9 protein-coding genes are annotated in these 17,497 nt (G+C 65.6%); all 9 read right to left on the reverse strand.

Going from position 1 to position 17,497, the window contains the following annotated elements; genetic code table 11:
- Window positions 1-7: 7 nt before the first annotated feature.
- Window positions 8-5,431 (reverse strand): polyketide synthase Pks13, encoded by a 5,424-nt coding sequence (pks13, locus tag ACFYOW_RS40560; protein ID WP_387295837.1) that lies wholly within the window; start codon window positions 5,429-5,431, stop codon window positions 8-10.
- A gap of 135 nt (window positions 5,432-5,566) precedes the next feature.
- A complete protein-coding gene (fadD32, locus tag ACFYOW_RS40565; protein WP_040685832.1) occupies window positions 5,567-7,483 on the reverse strand; it encodes a long-chain-fatty-acid--AMP ligase FadD32 in 1,917 nt (638 codons plus the stop codon).
- A gap of 192 nt (window positions 7,484-7,675) precedes the next feature.
- Window positions 7,676-8,716, reverse strand: a complete 1,041-nt coding sequence (locus ACFYOW_RS40570; RefSeq protein ID WP_387295839.1) for an LLM class F420-dependent oxidoreductase — start codon at window positions 8,714-8,716, stop codon at window positions 7,676-7,678.
- Window positions 8,717-9,031: 315 nt separating this feature from the next.
- Window positions 9,032-10,027, reverse strand: a complete 996-nt coding sequence (locus ACFYOW_RS40575; RefSeq protein WP_387295942.1) for a cutinase family protein — start codon at window positions 10,025-10,027, stop codon at window positions 9,032-9,034.
- Window positions 10,018-10,548 (reverse strand): DUF732 domain-containing protein, encoded by a 531-nt coding sequence (locus ACFYOW_RS40580; protein WP_387295841.1) that lies wholly within the window; start codon window positions 10,546-10,548, stop codon window positions 10,018-10,020. Before ACFYOW_RS40580 ends, ACFYOW_RS40575 begins: the two co-directional genes overlap by 10 nt.
- Before the next feature lie 102 nt (window positions 10,549-10,650).
- Window positions 10,651-12,453 (reverse strand): alpha/beta hydrolase-fold protein, encoded by a 1,803-nt coding sequence (locus tag ACFYOW_RS40585; protein ID WP_387295944.1) that lies wholly within the window; start codon window positions 12,451-12,453, stop codon window positions 10,651-10,653.
- A gap of 210 nt (window positions 12,454-12,663) precedes the next feature.
- Window positions 12,664-13,701 (reverse strand): alpha/beta hydrolase, encoded by a 1,038-nt coding sequence (locus tag ACFYOW_RS40590; RefSeq protein WP_387295843.1) that lies wholly within the window; start codon window positions 13,699-13,701, stop codon window positions 12,664-12,666.
- Window positions 13,702-14,759: 1,058 nt separating this feature from the next.
- Window positions 14,760-15,863, reverse strand: coding sequence for an alpha/beta hydrolase (locus tag ACFYOW_RS40595; protein ID WP_387295845.1), 1,104 nt, complete (start codon window positions 15,861-15,863; stop codon window positions 14,760-14,762).
- 497 nt (window positions 15,864-16,360) lie between these two features.
- A complete protein-coding gene (locus ACFYOW_RS40600; RefSeq protein WP_387295847.1) occupies window positions 16,361-17,452 on the reverse strand; it encodes an alpha/beta hydrolase in 1,092 nt (363 codons plus the stop codon).
- Between the last annotated feature and the right edge of the window lie 45 nt (window positions 17,453-17,497).

Below are 17,497 nucleotides of genomic sequence, written 5' to 3' on the forward strand. Positions count from 1 at the left end.
TGCACCCCTACGGGGCAAAAACGGCAAGCTTCGCGGTGAGGTCGGCTCCGATCTTTCCGATCCGCGGCTCGTCAACGATCTGGAGGTGGTCACCCGGAATATGTATAACCTCGAGGTTCGGAATGTATTCATCCCAACCGCCATTGGGTCGCCGATCCGCGAAACGCGGCTCCAGCTCGATCGCGCCGTCGTGGTAGCGATCGGCGAGATAGAGCACGACGTCGCCCTCGTAGCGGGTGGGGCGCAGCTTCTGCAATGCGCGATTCTCGATCCACGAGGTGCGCTGATGCTCGAGCACACCGCCCGGAATCTTGGTTCCACTGATCTTGACGAGATCGCTGATCATCTTGAACTGATCTTCGTCATCGGCCAGCGCCAGTTCTTCCAACTGCTCCTGCGGCAGTTCACCCTCGACCCCATAGGTCTTCTTGGCGAATGCCTGGTAGCGCTGGATACGGCGAATCCGTTCCTCCGGGCTGTTGTCCTCCGGCTCGGTCGGGATGGCCAGGTCGATCAGGCCGACCATGCGAACGTCCGCGCCCTCGGCACGAAGGAGATGCGCGACCGCCAAGGCGAGCACCGCGCCGAGCGACCAGCCGTACAGCACGTACGGGCCGTCACCCTGGATGCGGCGCAGCTGCGGCACGTACTGCTTGGCACGGTCCTCGATATCGCCGTCGGCACGTTCGATGCCGTACATCGGGGTGTCGGCGGGCAGGCGCTTCAGCAGCGGTTCGTACACCAGTGTGTTGCCACCCGCAGGGTGGAAGACGAAGACCGGCACCGCATCCGAGCCCTCGGCGCGCGGGCGCAGCGTGCGGACGAACCCGTCCACATCCGCACCGCTGTCCTGCAGATTGCGCACGATATCGGAGAGTTGCTCGATGGTCTCGCAGTCGAGCACGTCGTCGACGGTCACCTCCGCCTTGATCCGCTCGGTGAGTCGGGCCGCCAACTTCTCGGCGACCTCCTCCTCCAGGATCGGCAGGGTATTGAAAATGCCACCCGCCGACTTACCGGTGACGATCGCCCAGGTGGCGAAGGTCAACCGCTCAGCGGCATCACGCGGCGGCACATCGTCCTCATCGGCACCGGCGGGCTGACCGCCGAAGATCGCAGCGGCAGCCACGGTCTCGGCCCCACCGACCGCGGTGGTGTCCTCGGTATTCAGAGCGCGTTCGATCGCGGCTTCGTCGGCCTCGGCCGCAGCGGCCTGCGCGGGAGTGGCCGGGGCAGGCGCGGCGGTACCAGCGGCCGCACCGGTGATACCGGCAGCCGTCTCCGCCTCGACGACGATCTTCTCGGCCTCCGCCTCCACCGAGGTGTTCTCGGCATCCAGCGAAACCCCTTCGGCGGCAGCGGCATTCGCCACCACGGCCGCCGGATCCGCACCCGCCGCAACCGCAGCGCGCGCCGCGGCGATGAATCCGCCGTCGACCGCGATCTCCTCACCGGCCGCCTGCTTATCGGCGATCGCCTGCACCTCGTCGCGGTGCTCGATGGCATAGTGCAGCACCTTGCCGACCTCGTTCAGGTTGGCATCGCGCACGGCCTGGATCTGCAGCTGCGGAATATCGAATTCGTATTCGACCCGGTTCTTGATGCGCATGGCCATGAGCGAGTCGAGGCCGAGCTCCATCAGCGGGATCTCCATCGGCAGATCCTCGACCGCGTAACCCATGGACTCGGCGACGATCAGCGCCAGCCGCTCCTCCAGGGTCTGGCTGCCCGCCGGATCCCAACGCTCACCGAAGGTTTCGACGATCTCCAAATCGGCATCGCCGGTGGTCGCGACCTCGGCTCCCGGAACCGCGGCGGCGACAACGGGTTCGGGCAGCGGCGCACCCGAGGCGACGACCGCCTCGAACAGCAGCTGGAAGCTCGCACCCTCGCGCGCATGCACCTGTACCGACGCACCACCGAGGTGCGGGATCAACGTGGTGGTCAGCGTACCGGTGGTCGGCAGCACCGCGTGCGGGACCGACGCGCCCAACGAAACCTCGCCGAGTACCTGTGCCGCAGCGGTTTTCACCAGCACCGCGAGATCGGTGACGGCCGAGGCCTGCACCTCCCACACGTGCCTGCCGTCCGGCAGCGCGACATGCGCACCGGGCACGCGGGCATTGCCGCTGCCACCGGCCATCTTCGCCTTCGGCCAGTACTGCTTGCGCAGGAATACGGTGCGCGGAATATCGGCATAGCCGCCCGCGGGCAGCAGCGACGGCAGATCGACGCGATGCCCGTGCACGTAAAGCTGGGCCAGCGCGGAGATTACGCCCGCCGACTCGTCTTCCTTGCGCTTGAGCGTCGGGATCAGCTGCGCATCGTGCACGCCCGCCGCGAAGGTCGTGCCCAGAACCTGCATCAGCGCAACGGAATTCGGCGCCAATTCCAGGAAGGTGGTGTGGCCGGTGTCCACCGCGAGCTTCACCGCATTGGTGAAGTACACCGAGTGGCGCATGTTCTTGACCCAGTAGGCCTCGTCGTGCACCGGATCGCTGCTGGGCCGGTAGAACTGTTCCTTGTTGACGGTCGAGTACAGACCAGCCGTCAACTTGGTCGGCTCGATACCGGCCAGCTCCGCCGCCAACTCGCCGAGCAGCGGATCCATCTGCGAAGTGTGCCCGGCGCCGCGGGTCGCCAGCACGCGGGCGAATTTGCCCGCCTCCTCGACCTTGGCCACGATCGCCGCGACCTGATCCTGCGGACCACCGATCACAGTATTCGTCGGCGCCGCGTACACCGCGCACTCGACATCCGGATAATCGACCAGCATCGCCTCGACATCGGCCGCACTCAGCTCGACCAGCGCCATATTGCGCACATCGTCATCGCTGATCATCGCCTCGCCCTCGCCCATCAGGCGCGAACGGGCGCAGATCACGCGCACCGCGTCCTCGAGCACGAGACCACCGGAGATATAGGCCCCGGCCACCTCACCCATCGAATGACCGACCACCGCATCGGGTTGCGCGCCGTGCGCGCGCAGCAGTGCGGCCAGACCGATCTGAATGGTGAAGATGCCGACCTGTGAGGTGCCGACGTTGTAATCCTGGGAGTCGTCCAGGATCATCTCGCGCACCGAATACCCGGCCTCGTCCTGCACCAGCTCGTCGACCTCGTCGACGGCCTTGCGGAAGATCGAATTCTCCAGGTAGAGCTGCTTACCCATCTTGCGGTGCTGCGCGCCGAATCCGGACAGCACCCAGACGGGGCCCTGCACGGCGGGCGCGTCCGCGGTGAACACACCGGCCCCGGGCTTCCCCGCAGCGATCGCACGCAGACCAGCAACGGCCTCTTCATGGGTCTTGGCGATGACCACGCCACGCGAACGCCAGTGGCTGCGCTTGGCCAGCGAACGCGCCACATCCTCGAGCGGAGTGTTACGGCCTTCTTCGGTCTCCAGCCAGTCGGCCAGCTCCGTGGCGGCGCGGCGGCGGCGCGAAGGCAGGTAGGCCGATACCGCAAGGATCACCGGCAGCGGTTCGGCCCGCTCGGTCGACCATTCCGCAACGGCCGCTACGTCTCCCGCAACCTGCTCGGCACTCTCCGCGACTATCTGATCGGCCTCCGCGACCACACCTGTGGTCTCGATATCCGCGTCTATCGTTTCGCTCTGGTCTGCCGCCTCGTCGGCCTCGGCGACAAGTTCCGCGGTCTCGTCTTCTGAGCCCGCGACCTGGTTCCGGTCAGTCGCAGCCGGAGTCGGCTTGTATTCCTGGATGACCACGTGGGCGTTGGTGCCACCGAAACCGAAGCCGGAAACACCGATGGTCGCGGTGCCGCTGTAGCGCGGGAATTCCGTCGCCTCGTCGACGACCTTCAGGTGGGCCTGCTCGAACGGGATGTACGGGTTCGGCCCGGCATAGTTGACGTTCGGCGGCAGTATGTTGTTCTGCAGCGCCATGACCACTTTGGCCAGGCTGGCAGCGCCCGCACCGGACTCCAGGTGCCCGAAGTTCGTCTTCGCCGAGCCGAGCAGCGCTGGCTTGTCGTCGTCGCGGCCGCGGCCGACCACTCGACCGAGTGCGTCGGCCTCGATCGGGTCACCGAGCAGGGTGCCGGTGCCGTGCGCCTCGATGTAGTCCACCGCGGACGGCGCAATGCCTGCGTCGCGGTAGGCGCGGCGCAGCACATCGGCCTGGGCGTCTGGGTTCGGTGCCACGATGCCGTTGGACCGGCCATCTGAATTGACCGCCGAGCCCTTGATCACCGCGAGAATCTGATCGCCGTCACGTTCGGCGTCGGCCAAGCGCTTGAGCACAACGAGACCGGCGCCCTCGGAACGGACCATGCCGTCGGCATCGGAGGAAAACGCCTTGATACGACCGTTCTTCGCGACCGCGCCGATCGAGTCGAATCCAAGCGTGATCGCGGGTGCGAGCAACATGTTCACGCCGCCGGCCAGGGCCAGATCGGCATCACCATCGCGCAGTGCGCGCACCGCTTGGTGCACCGCGACCAGCGTGGACGAGCAGGCTGTGTCGACAGCGACCGACGGCCCACGGAAGTCGTAGAAGTAGGAGATCCGGTTGGCGACGATGGCGGAGGATCCACCGGTCAGCGCATATGCATCGGCCGAGGCAGGCGCACTCGGATCGGACTGGCCCAATCCAAGTGCAGACACCAGCTGGAAGTCATTGGTAGAAGTGCCGACGAAAACGCCGACCGACTCGCCCTTGAGCTCGCTTGCGGGAATCCTGGCGTGCTCCAATGCTTCCCAGACCAGCTCCATCATCAAGCGCTGCTGCGGATCGACCCGCTCGACCTCGATCGGAGACATGGCGAAGAACTCCGCATCGAAGCCCTTGACCACGTCTTGGTCGAGGTAGCCGCCCAAGGTGTTGCTCTCGGCGACCTTCGCGGCCACCGCCGGGTCGTCGGTGAACTCGTCCCACCGGCCCTCGGGACGCTCCCGGATCGCGTCACCGCGGTTGATCAGGAATTCCCAGGTCGACTCGGGGGTATCGCCCGCGCCCGGCAGGCGGGTGGACAGGCCGACGATCGCGATATCGTGCGCCTCGCCCGGCTGATAACCGGCGGTGTAGAACGAATCGTCGGCGGATTCCTGCGGCAACTCCGGCTCACCGTTGACGACGACCTCGGCCAGCGACGCGATGGTCGGATGCTGATAGACGATCGTCGCCGTCAGCACCACACCGGTCAGCTCTTCGATATCACCGCCGAGTGCGATGGCATCGCGTGAGGCCAGCCCGAACTCCTCCATCGGCCGGTCCACTGTGATCTGCTCGATCGATTGACCGGTCGCGTCGGCGACCCAGCGGCGCAGCCACTCCCGCAGCTCCGCGACGGATATATCGGTCCGCGGGGCGGATTGCGAAACGTCCCCGGCGCCAGTGGGATCGATCGCGTCCGCATCGGCGAGCACGATCTCGGTCGTCTGGTCGGGCGTGCCCTCGTTGTCAGCCATCAGTTCCTCAAGCTACCTGTCTGCGTACCGGGCGGATCGACGCCTGCCGTGGGAAGCCACGCCTAGCGTCGATATTCGGGGCCGATCTTTTCGAGCGATCTGCAAGCAATCGCTACGGCTACCACCCTCGGGCAATTACTCTTCCGGTGCATCGGGGAAGGCCTGCTGGGTGTAACCACCCCGCAGCGTTCCCTCCAGATAAGCAGTCTTGCAGGCGCGTCGAGCGATCTTGCCGCTGGAGGTCCGAGGAATCGAACCCGCGGGAACCAAGAGCACGTCGCGCACGGTCACACCGTGACGCTGGGATACCGCTGCGCGGACCGCGTCGGCAATGGGCAGCGGATCGGCCTTGCCTGCGCCGGGTCCGCGCTCGCCCACGATGACGAGCTGCTCGGAGGCGTCGTCGGCATCGAAGCTCAGGCCGGAATGGCTGCCCTGTTCGAACACCTCGGCGGGCAGCTGGTTGGCGGGCACCGAGAACGCGGCCACGAAACCGGGCCGCAGTGCCTTAGAGGCCTCCTGGGCGGAGAATTCCAGGTCCTGCGGGTAGTGGTTGCGACCGTCGACGATCACGAGGTCCTTCACCCGCCCCGTGATGTACAGCTCGCCCTCGAAGTACACGCCGTAGTCGCCGGTGCGCATCCAGTTGGCGTCGGCCGCGGTGCCCTCGGTGTGGCTGCCCTCGGTGAGACGATGCGCGACCTTGTTGTGGAAGGTCGCTGCGGTCTCGTCCGGACGACCCCAGTAGCCGATGCCCATATTGTTGCCGTGCAGCCAGATCTCACCGACCTGGCCGTCGGCCAGTTCGTGCCCGCCGCCGTCGGAATCGACGGTCTCCGGATCGACGATGGCGGCCCACTGCGACAGCGCGACATAACCGCAGGAGACCTGCGCGATGGCGTTCTCGGCGCCCTGCTCGACCTTGACCATGCGACCTGCGTTGAGCTCGTTGCGGTCGACATAGACGACCTTGGCCTCGTCCTCGGCCTTGGTCGCGGAGACGAACAGCGTCGCCTCGGCCATGCCGTAGCAGGGCTTGATCGCGGTCTTGGGCAGGCCGTACGGGGCGAACGCGTCGTTGAACTTCTTCATCGACGAGGTGGTCACCGGCTCACTGCCGTTGATCAGGCCGATCACATTCGACAGGTCCAGCGATTCGCCGTTCTTCGGCAGGCCACGCGCGGCGGCGTGCTCGAAGGCGAAGTTCGGTGCGGCGGCGAAGGTTCCGGCACCGTCATTGTGGGCGGCCAGTTCCTTGATCCAACGGTACGGGCGGCGCACGAACGCGCTCGGCGACATGATGGTGATGTACTTGCCGCCGACCGCGGGCAGGATCACCGTCAGCAGGCCCATATCGTGGAACAGCGGCAGCCAGGTGACACCGCGCGAGTTCCAGTCCAGGTTGATCGCATCGACCATCTGCAGCAGGTTGGTGCCGACCGCCCGGTGGGTGATCTCGACACCGGCCGGGACGCGAGTGGAGCCCGAGGTGTACTGCAGGTAAGCGATGTCGTCGACGGCGACATCGGGACGCACCCAGCTCTCGCCGACGGCATCCGGAATCGCGTCGACCGCGATGATGCGCGGACGCTGGGCGGCGGGCAGCGAGCGGAAGAACTGGCGCACACCGGCCGCGGAGGAGCTCGCGGTCAGAATGGCCGAGGGTTCGCAGTCGCCGAGCACGGCGTGCAGGCGGTCGGTGTGGCCCGGCTCGTCCGGGTCGAACAGCGGCACCGAGATGGTGCCCGCGTAGATCGCGGCGAAGAAGGAGATCACGTAATCCAGGCCCTGCGGGGCCAGGATCGCGACCCGGTCACCCGGGTTGGTCACCTGCTGCAGTCGAGCGGCCACCGCGCGCAGCCGAATACCGAACTCACGCCACGTCAGCTCCTGCGCTTCACCGTCACGCTCGCGCGAATAATCGATGTAGCGGTACGCGAGGGTGTTCGCGTCGTTGCGGGTGTGCTTCTCGACGTGGTCTACCAGGGTGTGATCATCGGGAATACGGATGTTCCCGGTCTCATCCAGGTAATCGTCGAAAGTCTCTTCCATTCCTTCATCTCCTCCGAGGCACACGCAGCAAGACGGCGACAACGCCGCTGTTACCTGTGAGGCCCCGACTCGCTATCGCCCGCGGGTGCTCTACATGCGAGAGCCAGCCTGCAGATTTTATTGCGGTCTGCGCGGTAGACCGCTATCGGCTAGATGTTCTCAAACCAGAGTCATGTTACAGAGAAGACCGGGTCACTCCCCCCGCAGCAGCGGAATAATCGGCGCGAACGCGTCCATCTGGGTTGGGAACACACCGACATAGGACATCGATGTGAGTTGCCGCACCTGACGGATCTGTTCGGCGATCTCCTCGAATGTGCCGATCGCCACATAGGGCGAGGCGAGGATTTCCTCGACCGACAGTTTTACGTCGACCTCGAGGTCCGGGTGCAGTCCGCGCTCGATCGCGGACAGCGCCATCTCGGCGGTCTTCTCCCGGTCGTCGGTGATGACGATCGCGGTAATGGCCCAGTTCAGCTCGATATCGGCGAAACGCTCACCTGCGGCTTCCTTGATCAGGTTCACCTTCTCGATGGTCTTCTTCAAGGTGATGCCGGACAGCAGGCCCTTGCCGTTCTTGGTGGTGACCGGAACGACCGAAACGATATCGGCGTGCTTGGCGGCCAGGCGCAGCATCTTCGGACCGCCGCCACCGGTGCAGATCGGCGGGCGCGGCCCCTGCCGCGGCCGAGGCGTGCCCTTGATGCCGTTCACCTGGTAGTACTTGCCCTCGAAGGTGCATTCCTGGCCACGCAGCAGCACATCGAGGATGGTCAGGGTCTCGTCCAGCTTCGCGAGGCGCACGCCCGGCGATTCGTACGGCAGACCCGCGGCGACGAATTCGTCCTGCTTCCAGCCCGCGCCGATGCCGACCTCGAGGCGGCCCTTGGACAGCACATCGATGGTGGCGAGGTCCTTGGCCAGCACCACCGGATGCCGGAAACCGTTGGCCAGCACCGAGGTTCCCAGCCGGATCCGCTCGGTGGCCTGGGTCAGCGCGCCGAGTGCGGCGATCGGGCCGATCTGGTCACCCAGGTGGTCCGGCACGACGAAGGTGTCGAAGCCGTACTCCTCGGCCGTCTGCGCGGTCTGGACGAACTTCCTGGCCCCGCCCTCTTGCTTATTTCCCTCGCCCGCGGCCGCGAAGCGGAAGGGCCGCAGCGGAGTACCCAGCGCGGTCGTCTCAGCATCCGCTTCACGGCTCGCCGTGGTGGCCGGTGCGGCTTCTGTCATGAACTCATGCTCCTGGCTGTAAGGAAATGTGGGCGCGATGCCGGGCCGCATCGTGCCCACGCTTCTGGGGGCTCGAGGGCCGGCGTCGCGATCATCAGGCGCACTTTACAGCGTTGTGGTGTGTAGTTGCCCAGGCTTGCGTCACTAGCACCGCGATCAGGCGGGTTTCATGTGACCAGTCACCAAGGCAACGACTGATTTCGTGCGCACACGGGTAACTCGCCGGGTACGCCCAGCGGCTCACCCGCACTGGACCGCCGGCCCGCGACGGCACTGTCGAGGCTCCCACGACCGGTAAAAGGCCAGGGGAGGCGGTCAAGCATGCGCCGGATGTGGCGCGCCTTCTATCAAACCGTTGGCCCAGTTCACCGTCCACTGTGTCGCGGTGGTGCCATCGCCGTCCACCACGTAGCCGTTGTAGAGGCTGTGCACCGGGTTGCCGACCGCGCGGACCAGGGTCAGCACACTGCCGACGATGTTCAGGGGACTCAACGCATCGCGCGGCGAATCGCAGATCATGTCGCCGGGCGCGCAGATGGTGTACGTGCGATCGGCAAGCGAGCCGAACCCACCCGAACGCGCACCGGTCATCGTGATCCCGGGCACCTTCAACCCGTTGAGCGAAACCTCGGCGCCGACTCCGGCGGGCGCGGTGCCGATCTGGATGGCCTGGCCCGGTCCGTTGTCACCGGTGCGGCGGCCGTCGGCGATCAGCATGACGCCGAGCACCTTGTCCGCGGGTACCGGTCCCTTGCCCGCGCCGATCTGATTGGCGATATCGCCCGCGATCACCGCGCCCTGGGAGAACCCGGCGACCACATAGGTGGTCAGTGGGCAGTCGCGATAGCGATTCGCCATCGCGTCCTGCGTGCGCTGCCAGCCCTCGGAACGGCTGTTGTTGTACGACTGCTGGCCGTCCGGCGGAATCGCGATCGGATTGGAGAACTGCGCGACGTACGGAACGGTGTAGACATCGAGCCGCCCCTCCGGGAACTGCTGCGATACCGGCCCGGAGACGTTCAGCATCAACGAGATCGGATTGGCCGTCGGATTGTGCGGATCGTCGTTGCTGTTCGATTCCCAGGTACCGGGTATCGAAATCATCTGCACGTCGGGACACCAGGCCGGCTGGGCGGTCGGCGGTGTCGGCGGCGGCTTGGGACCGGGCTTCGGCTTGCGCAGCGGTCCGGCGAGCACGAACCACAGCAGCAGCGCGATGACGACGACGAGGACTACCAGACCGATGAAGAGCAGGCACCCCGCCGGTTTTCGGGACCGGCGGGAGGCCGAACCGCGCGCACTCACTGGCAGTACGTCGACTTAGCCGTATCGATGTAGATCTTTCCGGCCTGCTCCACCGGCATCTTCGCCGGATCGAAGGACGGATCCGATCCGGCCATCGCGGTAGCGAAGGTCATCAGATCCTGATCGGAGGCATTCGCGGCGACGCCCTGGCAGACGTAGGTGCCGATGCTCAGCGCGATGTCCGGGCTGGACGGAGTGATGCCCGCGGCCTTGAGCGCGTCGAGGAACTTCTTGTCCTTGTCGGTGAGCTTCGACGTGTCACCAGGTGCGGCATTGGTCGGGACGGGCTGCGGGCGCTCCGGCGTCGCCGTATCGGCGGGCGTCTCGGGGGCCTGCGACGGCTGACCGGTTGCGCCGGCGCTGGTCGAGGCAGGGGTCGAGGCGGAGGTCGCTGCCGCCGCCGTCGTGGTGTGGGACAGCGTCGGCGTGCTCGACACAGTCGAATCGTTATTGCCACAGGCGGCGAGCAAGCCGGTAGCGGCGATCCCCACGACTACGCCGATAACCTTTCCGCGGGTCCGATGCATGAATTTGTGTCCTCGATCTGTTCGCTAAGGGGACGGGTCGCCACCCAGGCTAGAGGAAAGCCGAGCATACGTGCAGGCGGTAGGCAAACAGACCGGTTGGAATTAAATGCCGTGGACTTCGGGTTTGCCGTCGCGCACCGTAATGAATCCGGTCTGGAAATTCTGCTGGATCCCCCCGGGAACGGCGAACTCGTCACTCGTCGGGTACCCGAGCCTGCCGTTCTCGTAGCCGACCACCGACCACATATCCATGATCGGACCCGAACGCACCGGCCACGCACCCGACAGCGGGCTCCAGTAGATATTTCCGCCCTCGAACTTGGAGTAGCGACCGAAATCCTTGCTCGGGGCCTCGTCGGCGGTGGGGAAGCCGAGTTGGCTGTTCTCATAACCCAATTCGGCGTACTTGCCCAAGATCATTCCCTGCACATGATGCACACCGGTCTTCGCGCTGTAGTAGAACGGACCGTTTTCAAAGGACTGGACCACACCGTCCTTATTGGGAGCCTTGGTCTCGGGTCCGGTGGGATATCCGGCCGGGCCGCGCTCGAAGCCCTGCCTACCCCATTCGTCGAGAATCGCGCCGCGCACCACCTGGGCGCCGGTCCGCGGGGTCCAGTAGAGCAGGCCGTTCTGGAATGCCTGCATGCGTCCGCGGCCGTCCGGCAGCCCGCGCTCGTCACCGGTGGGCAGGCCGAGCGCACCGCCCGGGCCGAGCGCGGCCTGGTAGCCGCCGCCGATTATGCCCCCGACCGCGTGCGCGCCGTCGGCCTGCGAATAGAAGACCCGGCCGCCCTTGAAGTCCTGTGCGGTGCCGCCCGCCACCTGGTACTCACCGGTGAGGCATTCGCCGAGCCAGCCGTTGCCGCTCGCCAGGGCGGCGATCGCGCCCCCGGTCTGGCAGGCCGGTTTGTTCGGGTCGACCCCGAGCGCGGCGGCGGCCTGTGGCCAGGACTGGCGCATTTCGAAATCCCAGTACGGCCACGAATGTGTGCCGGAGGGACGGTAATTCACCTGGGCCGGGATGGACAGCTTGCCGAGTTTGGTCACGAAGTTCTGCGAGGTCAGCCGGGATAGGATCTCCAACCCCATGCCCGCGTAATTGGTGCTGACCCCCGGAATGCCGCTGGCCTGGTCGAACGGTCCGACCGAGCCGTTACCGCTGGAGATATACAGGCTGACGCCCTTGAGCTTGTCCGCCAACGCATACGGGTCGTGGCTCTCCCACTCCGGACCGCCCGGCGGACCCCACATGGCCGCCGAATCGAATCCGCCCGCATCGTGCATGGCGTACTGGATCGCCTGCGGCATGCCGAGAGTGGTCGTGGTCAGCACACCTGAGTACGACGCGGCGTATTTCGCGAAGTTCGGATTGCGCCCGGCCAGGAACATCGCGGCCGTGCCGCCCATCGAAATGCCTTCCATGCCACGCACATCCGTGGTCCGCCACTGACTCTCCAACAGCGGCGGAAGTTCCTTGGTCAGGAAGGTTTCCCATTTGTAGTTACGACCGTTGTCGGGCTGCAGCCAGTCGGAGTAGAAGCTGGACTGACCGCCGACCGGCAGCACCACCGTGACGTTCTTATCGGCGAAGAAATCCACCGCACCGGCGTCGTGGGTCCAGCCGCTCTCCTCATCGGTTGCCCGCAGACCATCGAGCATGAACAGAGCCGGGAACCTGGCCTCCGGGTGGGTGTTCCAATCCCGGGCCAGCAGCAGCTGCACCTGGATGGGTGTGGCCATCGATGGCGAGTTGATCCACAACGCCACCCGCCGGTCGCTCAGCCACACCGCCCGCTGCACCGTCGCGCTGACAGCGGGTGCGGCGGCAGGCTGGGCGTTTGCGGGTGCGGTGCTCGGGGAAAGCCCTGAGGCGAGTGGGATCGCGATGGCGGTGGCGAGCATCGCGACCCGGCCACGGGTCACACGTCCGCTACGCCGCCCGCGCCGCCGACATCTGCCGAATGCAAGTCCTGCCACAAGTGTTTCCTACCCCGGTTGCGGCGCGGTTGCGGGTAAGACACGCGGGCAGGCTTATCCGTCTGGCGAATGCGAAACGGCGCCGCCGCTTCCGTTCGGAAGCAGACGGCGCCGTTCGGCGTCTTGACCCTTAGCTCACCAACCGCCGGTGGCGTCGAGGATGCCGTTGTGGGAGTTCCACAGCTCACCCTCCCAGTACTTCCACGAGTGGGTACCCGCGGCCGGGAAGTCGAACGTGGCCGGAATGCCGAGCGAGGCCAGGCGAGACTGGAACGCGCGGGTGTTCACCAGCGACAGCGCCTCGAGCGCCATACCGTTGGCGGTGTTGAAGTAGCCGACGGCCGAGTTCGGGTTGTCGTACTGGCCCGGCAGACCGCTGGCCGCCGAGATGTACATCGGCAGACCCCTCAGCTGCGGGGCGAACACGAACGGGTCCATCCGCAGCCACTGCGAGCTCCACGGCGCGGCCATCGAGTCGACGTTGTAGCGGCCCGCGTCCAGCATCGCGATGCGGATCGCCTCACGCATGCCCGGCGCGGAGATGTTCAGGTAGCCGGAGTAGGACGCGGCGTACTTGAACTGGTCGCGGTGGTAGGCGGCCAGCGCCAGCGCGGCCGAGCCACCCATCGAGAGGCCGACAACCGCGTTGTTCGTGCGCGACACACCGTAGCCCTCGAGGAAGGCCGGGAGTTCCTTGGTAAGGAAGGTCTCCCACTTGTAGGTGGTCTTCTGACCGTTGGTGTTGCTCGGGCTGTACCAGTCGGCATAGAAGCTCGACTGGCCGCCGACCGGCATGATCAGCGAGATGTTGTCGTTGCCGAACTGCTGGAGGGCGTTCGTCTCGAACGACCACGCATTGCGGTCGTCACGTGCCCGCAAGCCGTCGAGCAGATACAGCGCCGCGTTACCGCCGCGCGCCGCCCACTGCACCTGGACCTTGATCGGACCCATCTGCGACGGGACCATCAGATCCTCTAAGCCGCCCGACGGCGTCCGCAGCGCGGGGCCGTGCACCGGCGCAGCCAAGGCAACGGTCGGGCCCGTCACGCCTGCGGCGATCGGTAGCGCCAACGCCGCCGCACCGACAGCCAGAATTCGATTCCGCCAACCACGAGGGGTGCCTCGCCGTCCCGACTTGGTTCTCTTCGGCGCGGCCGCCCTGCCGAAACGCATGAATCCTGCTCTCTTTCTGCTGTTGTGGTGTTGCCCGTAGCCCTTGCGGGCCGGGCAACACCCGTGCTGCCAACGAGACGCGCGTCACATGCGAACCGGTACCCGACATTCCGGCACAAGAGACGGCGCTACAACGATCTGGTCACACTTGCGCTCGCTGGAGGTTATTCGACGTGCGAAGCCTTAGCAAGACCGGGGTATTCGAGTGGCCGAATTCCGCCTGTTCACAAGCTGTGATCGTGCGGAGACCTTATCGCGTTCGTGCGGAGATGTCGTGTCGGAACGGGAATTTCGAACAAAGATTAGGGGGTCGCTAGGGAGTCCGAATCCTGACCCCGGGGACCGGCTCGGATCCGGCAGCATCTCGAGCACTCGGTCGGGTCGGTTGCGCCAGGCGTGCACACCGACCGCCGGGTAGCGGAAGACCGCGTTCGCCGGGCCGCGGAAATCCAGCCGCAGCACCTCGCGCATACCCGGCGCCGAATATTCAGGTGGCCCGAATACGAACCCGCATAGCGGAATTGGATTGCCCGCTGACCGGAATGACAACGTTGATATTCCACTGCGGCAGCACCTGGGAGATCCGCCAATACGAATGCCACCCCAACCGCCGAGCTTCGCAGCCAGTCACTGGCAACTATTCAGCGCACTCAGCAATGCCGCAGCGGTTTCGACCTTTCGCCCGTGCGAGCACCATTGCTCGCCGCTGTCGAGCATTGCTCACGCTGTCGAGGTAAGAGGGATCGACACTCGACACCGATGCTCCCCGCGCACAGAAGGTCTCGGCGTTATCGCTCTTCTAACCGGCAAGTGCTCGAACCAGAAGCCGCCGCGATGCCGAATGGTGATGAGGTCCGGGGAATTACCGACGCGAACTCTTACCACGAACCTTCGCCGGGCATGCGACGCCGAGGCTCCCGAGCCAGCGATCATCCAGCCAACCAGCGGGCAAATGCTCGATGCGGACCAAAACAAAGCCGCCCGGTCCGTGCACCGGACGGCTTGTTCACCGCAACGCATGCTCCGCGGGAGCCAGCGACTCGCGGCGGTCCGATAACTCAGCCGATATTGGCGGACATGTCCGGAATCATCCGATAGGCCTCGTCCTGCCAGTTGGTCCACGCATGCAGACCGGCGGGCGGGAACGAATACACCACGTTCTGCGCCCCCAACGACATCATGCGGACCTGAAATGCCCTGGTATTCGCCAATGCGAGCGCCTCGAGCGGTGAGCCCCTGAGGAGACGATCCGCGGCAACAGGGAATGGAATATTCAGATCCTCGGGCATCGGCAGCGCACTACCGGCGGCGACCCACACCCGGGTGCCGTTCGCGATCAAGCGCGGCGCGAAGACGAACGGATCCATCCGCAGCCACTGCGGACCCCACGGCGGCGCCATCGAGTCCACGTTGTAGCCCCCCGCGTCGACCATCGCCGACCGAATCGCCTCCCGCATACCCGGCGCCGAAATATTGAGGTAGCCCGAGAACGCTCCGGCGAAGCTGAACTGGTCCGGATGATAGGCCGCAAGCGTCAGCGCGGCACTGCCACCCATCGACAGCCCGAACACACCATTGCGATTCGGGTTGAAGCCCAAGCGATCCCGCAGCGCCGATCGCAGTTGCTGGGTCAGGAACGTTTCCCAGTCGTAGCGATAGCTCTTCCCGGGCCCCGCCAAAAAGGCTTCTGTCACACCGGATCCGGTGGCCGAACCCATCGAACCGGGCGTGACGCCGAAGAAGTTGCTCGGTGCATTCCAGTCCGCGTAGAAGCTCGACATGCCGCCGACCGGCATGACCACATTGATATTCCAGTTGGCGAGGATCTCGGGGACGTTGGTCTCGATCTCCCAGCCATTGAGCGTTTCCGGTGCCCGCTGGCCGTCGAGCACATAAACGACGCGGTTGGTATTGCCGTCCGCCGCGCGCAGCACTCGGCTCTTGATCGGACCCATCACCGGGGAATCGACCCAGAAGTCGAAGGCCGCCGGGTTGAGGCCCGCCGATGCGATGGCGCCACTGCCCGCGAGGGAGATCCCGAGCGGTAACAGCATCGCCGTCGCCACACCGAGCACCCATTTCTTCGCCCAGGAACCACCGGCCGCCCCGGCCGACGAACCGGCCGAGCTTCCGGGCCTACGTTGCCAGCGCGCACTTCGCATTCGACTCGACCTTTCATCCAGACGGCCAGTCGGCAAACGTCAAGCAATTTTCGACTGACGCCTCATCGGGCATAAAGACAGCCAAACCCTGTCCAAAACAGACATACCACCTGCATACATGCTGCTCGCACATCAATCTCCACCGAATGCTTCCATGTTGCTGAAAAGTGATCCAACCCACAACCATCGAAGGGCATCCAGCAGCTGATTCGTTGTCAACGGGGGTTCCGGACGGATGCGAGCAAACAAAAAAACCGCCTGGTGTGCGAACACACCAGGCGGTCAGATCACCGCATTACCAGCCCCGCTCGGAGCGAGTCTTACGATCGACGTTCGCGGCCCGTCTCGCGTCCGAGTCGTCGAAGCGCATGCGCCGCAGGCGCGAGTCTCGACGGCGCCGCTAGCGACTGCTTGCAGGTCGCTCGCAAGGGTCGGACGCGAGACACCAAGGGGCCGCGAACACGCAGCGCCGCAGGCGCTGCAAATCAAACACAGCTTTACCCGATGTTGGCGGAGAGATCCGGGATCATGCGGTAGACCTCGGACTCCCAGTTGTGCCAGTTGTGGATGCCGACGGACGGGAAGCTGTAGGTGACGTTCTGCGCACCCAGCGTCGCCATCCGGACCTGGAAGGCCCGGGTGTTGACCAATGCGAGCGCCTCCAGCGGCGTGCCCTGGATGACGTCGATCGGCGAGCTCGCGTCGGACGGACCGGGCAGTGCGCTGCCTGCGGCCACCCAGAGCCTGGTGTTGTTCCGGATCAACTGCGGCGCGAAGACGAACGGATCCATGCGCAGCCACTGCGGGCCCCACGGCGGCGCCATCGCGTCGATGTTGTAGCCGCCCGCGCTGATCATCGCGACGCGCAGCGCCTCGCGCATACCCGGCGCGGAGATGTTCAGGTAGCCGGAATACGAACCGGCATAGACGAACTGGTCCGGGTGGTAGGCCGAGAGCGTCAGCGCGGCGCTGCCGCCCATGGACAGGCCGAAGACACCATTGCGGGTCGGGCTGAAGCCCAGGCGATCACGCAGGGCATTGCGCAGATCGCTGGTCAGGAAGGTCTCCCACTTGTAGGTGTTCGACTTGCCGAGGGTCTCGTTCCAACCCGAGGACCCGGTCATCGCGGACCCGGAGGACGAACCGTTGGCCGAACCCGATGAACCGGTGCTCAGGCCGAGGAAGTTACCCGGCGCGTTCCAGTCCGCGTAGAAGCTGGACGGGCCGCCGACCGGCATGACGACATTGATATTCCACTTGGTCAGCTCGCGGGCGACCTCGGTCTCGATCTCCCAGCCGCTCAGGTCACCGCGGGCCCGCATACCGTCGAGCGCGTAGACCACACGCCCGGTATTGCCGTCCGCGGCGCGGAAGATCCGCGACTTGATCGGCCCCATGCTGGAGTCGACCCAGAAATCGAAACCGTCCGGGTTGAACGCAGCCGACGCGGAACCCGCCGGACCTGCTACTGACACCCCGAGCGGCAGCAAGATAGCCAGCGACATCAGCACCGACCGCTTGAGCCACGAACCGGCTCTACGGGTTTTCAGACGTCCATTGTGCGTCCTTCGCCCGATCACGCCTCGCATCTGGTTTTCGGCCTTTCGTTATGCGGTCGTATTTCGACCGCGTCT

This window comes from Nocardia sp. NPDC006982 (assembly GCF_042869435.1).
Classification (GTDB): Bacteria; Actinomycetota; Actinomycetes; order Mycobacteriales; family Mycobacteriaceae; genus Nocardia.

Coding starts and splice junctions, on each gene's coding strand:
- ACFYOW_RS40585 (WP_387295944.1), bottom strand. CDS start 12,453: ATGCTCGCCACCGCCATCGCGATCCCACTCGCCTCAGGGCTTTCCCCG.
- pks13 (WP_387295837.1), bottom strand. CDS start 5,431: ATGGCTGACAACGAGGGCACGCCCGACCAGACGACCGAGATCGTGCTC.
- ACFYOW_RS40590 (WP_387295843.1), bottom strand. CDS start 13,701: ATGCGTTTCGGCAGGGCGGCCGCGCCGAAGAGAACCAAGTCGGGACGG.
- ACFYOW_RS40600 (WP_387295847.1), bottom strand. CDS start 17,452: ATGCGAGGCGTGATCGGGCGAAGGACGCACAATGGACGTCTGAAAACC.
- ACFYOW_RS40595 (WP_387295845.1), bottom strand. CDS start 15,863: ATGCGAAGTGCGCGCTGGCAACGTAGGCCCGGAAGCTCGGCCGGTTCG.
- ACFYOW_RS40570 (WP_387295839.1), bottom strand. CDS start 8,716: ATGACAGAAGCCGCACCGGCCACCACGGCGAGCCGTGAAGCGGATGCT.
- fadD32 (WP_040685832.1), bottom strand. CDS start 7,483: ATGGAAGAGACTTTCGACGATTACCTGGATGAGACCGGGAACATCCGT.
- ACFYOW_RS40580 (WP_387295841.1), bottom strand. CDS start 10,548: ATGCATCGGACCCGCGGAAAGGTTATCGGCGTAGTCGTGGGGATCGCC.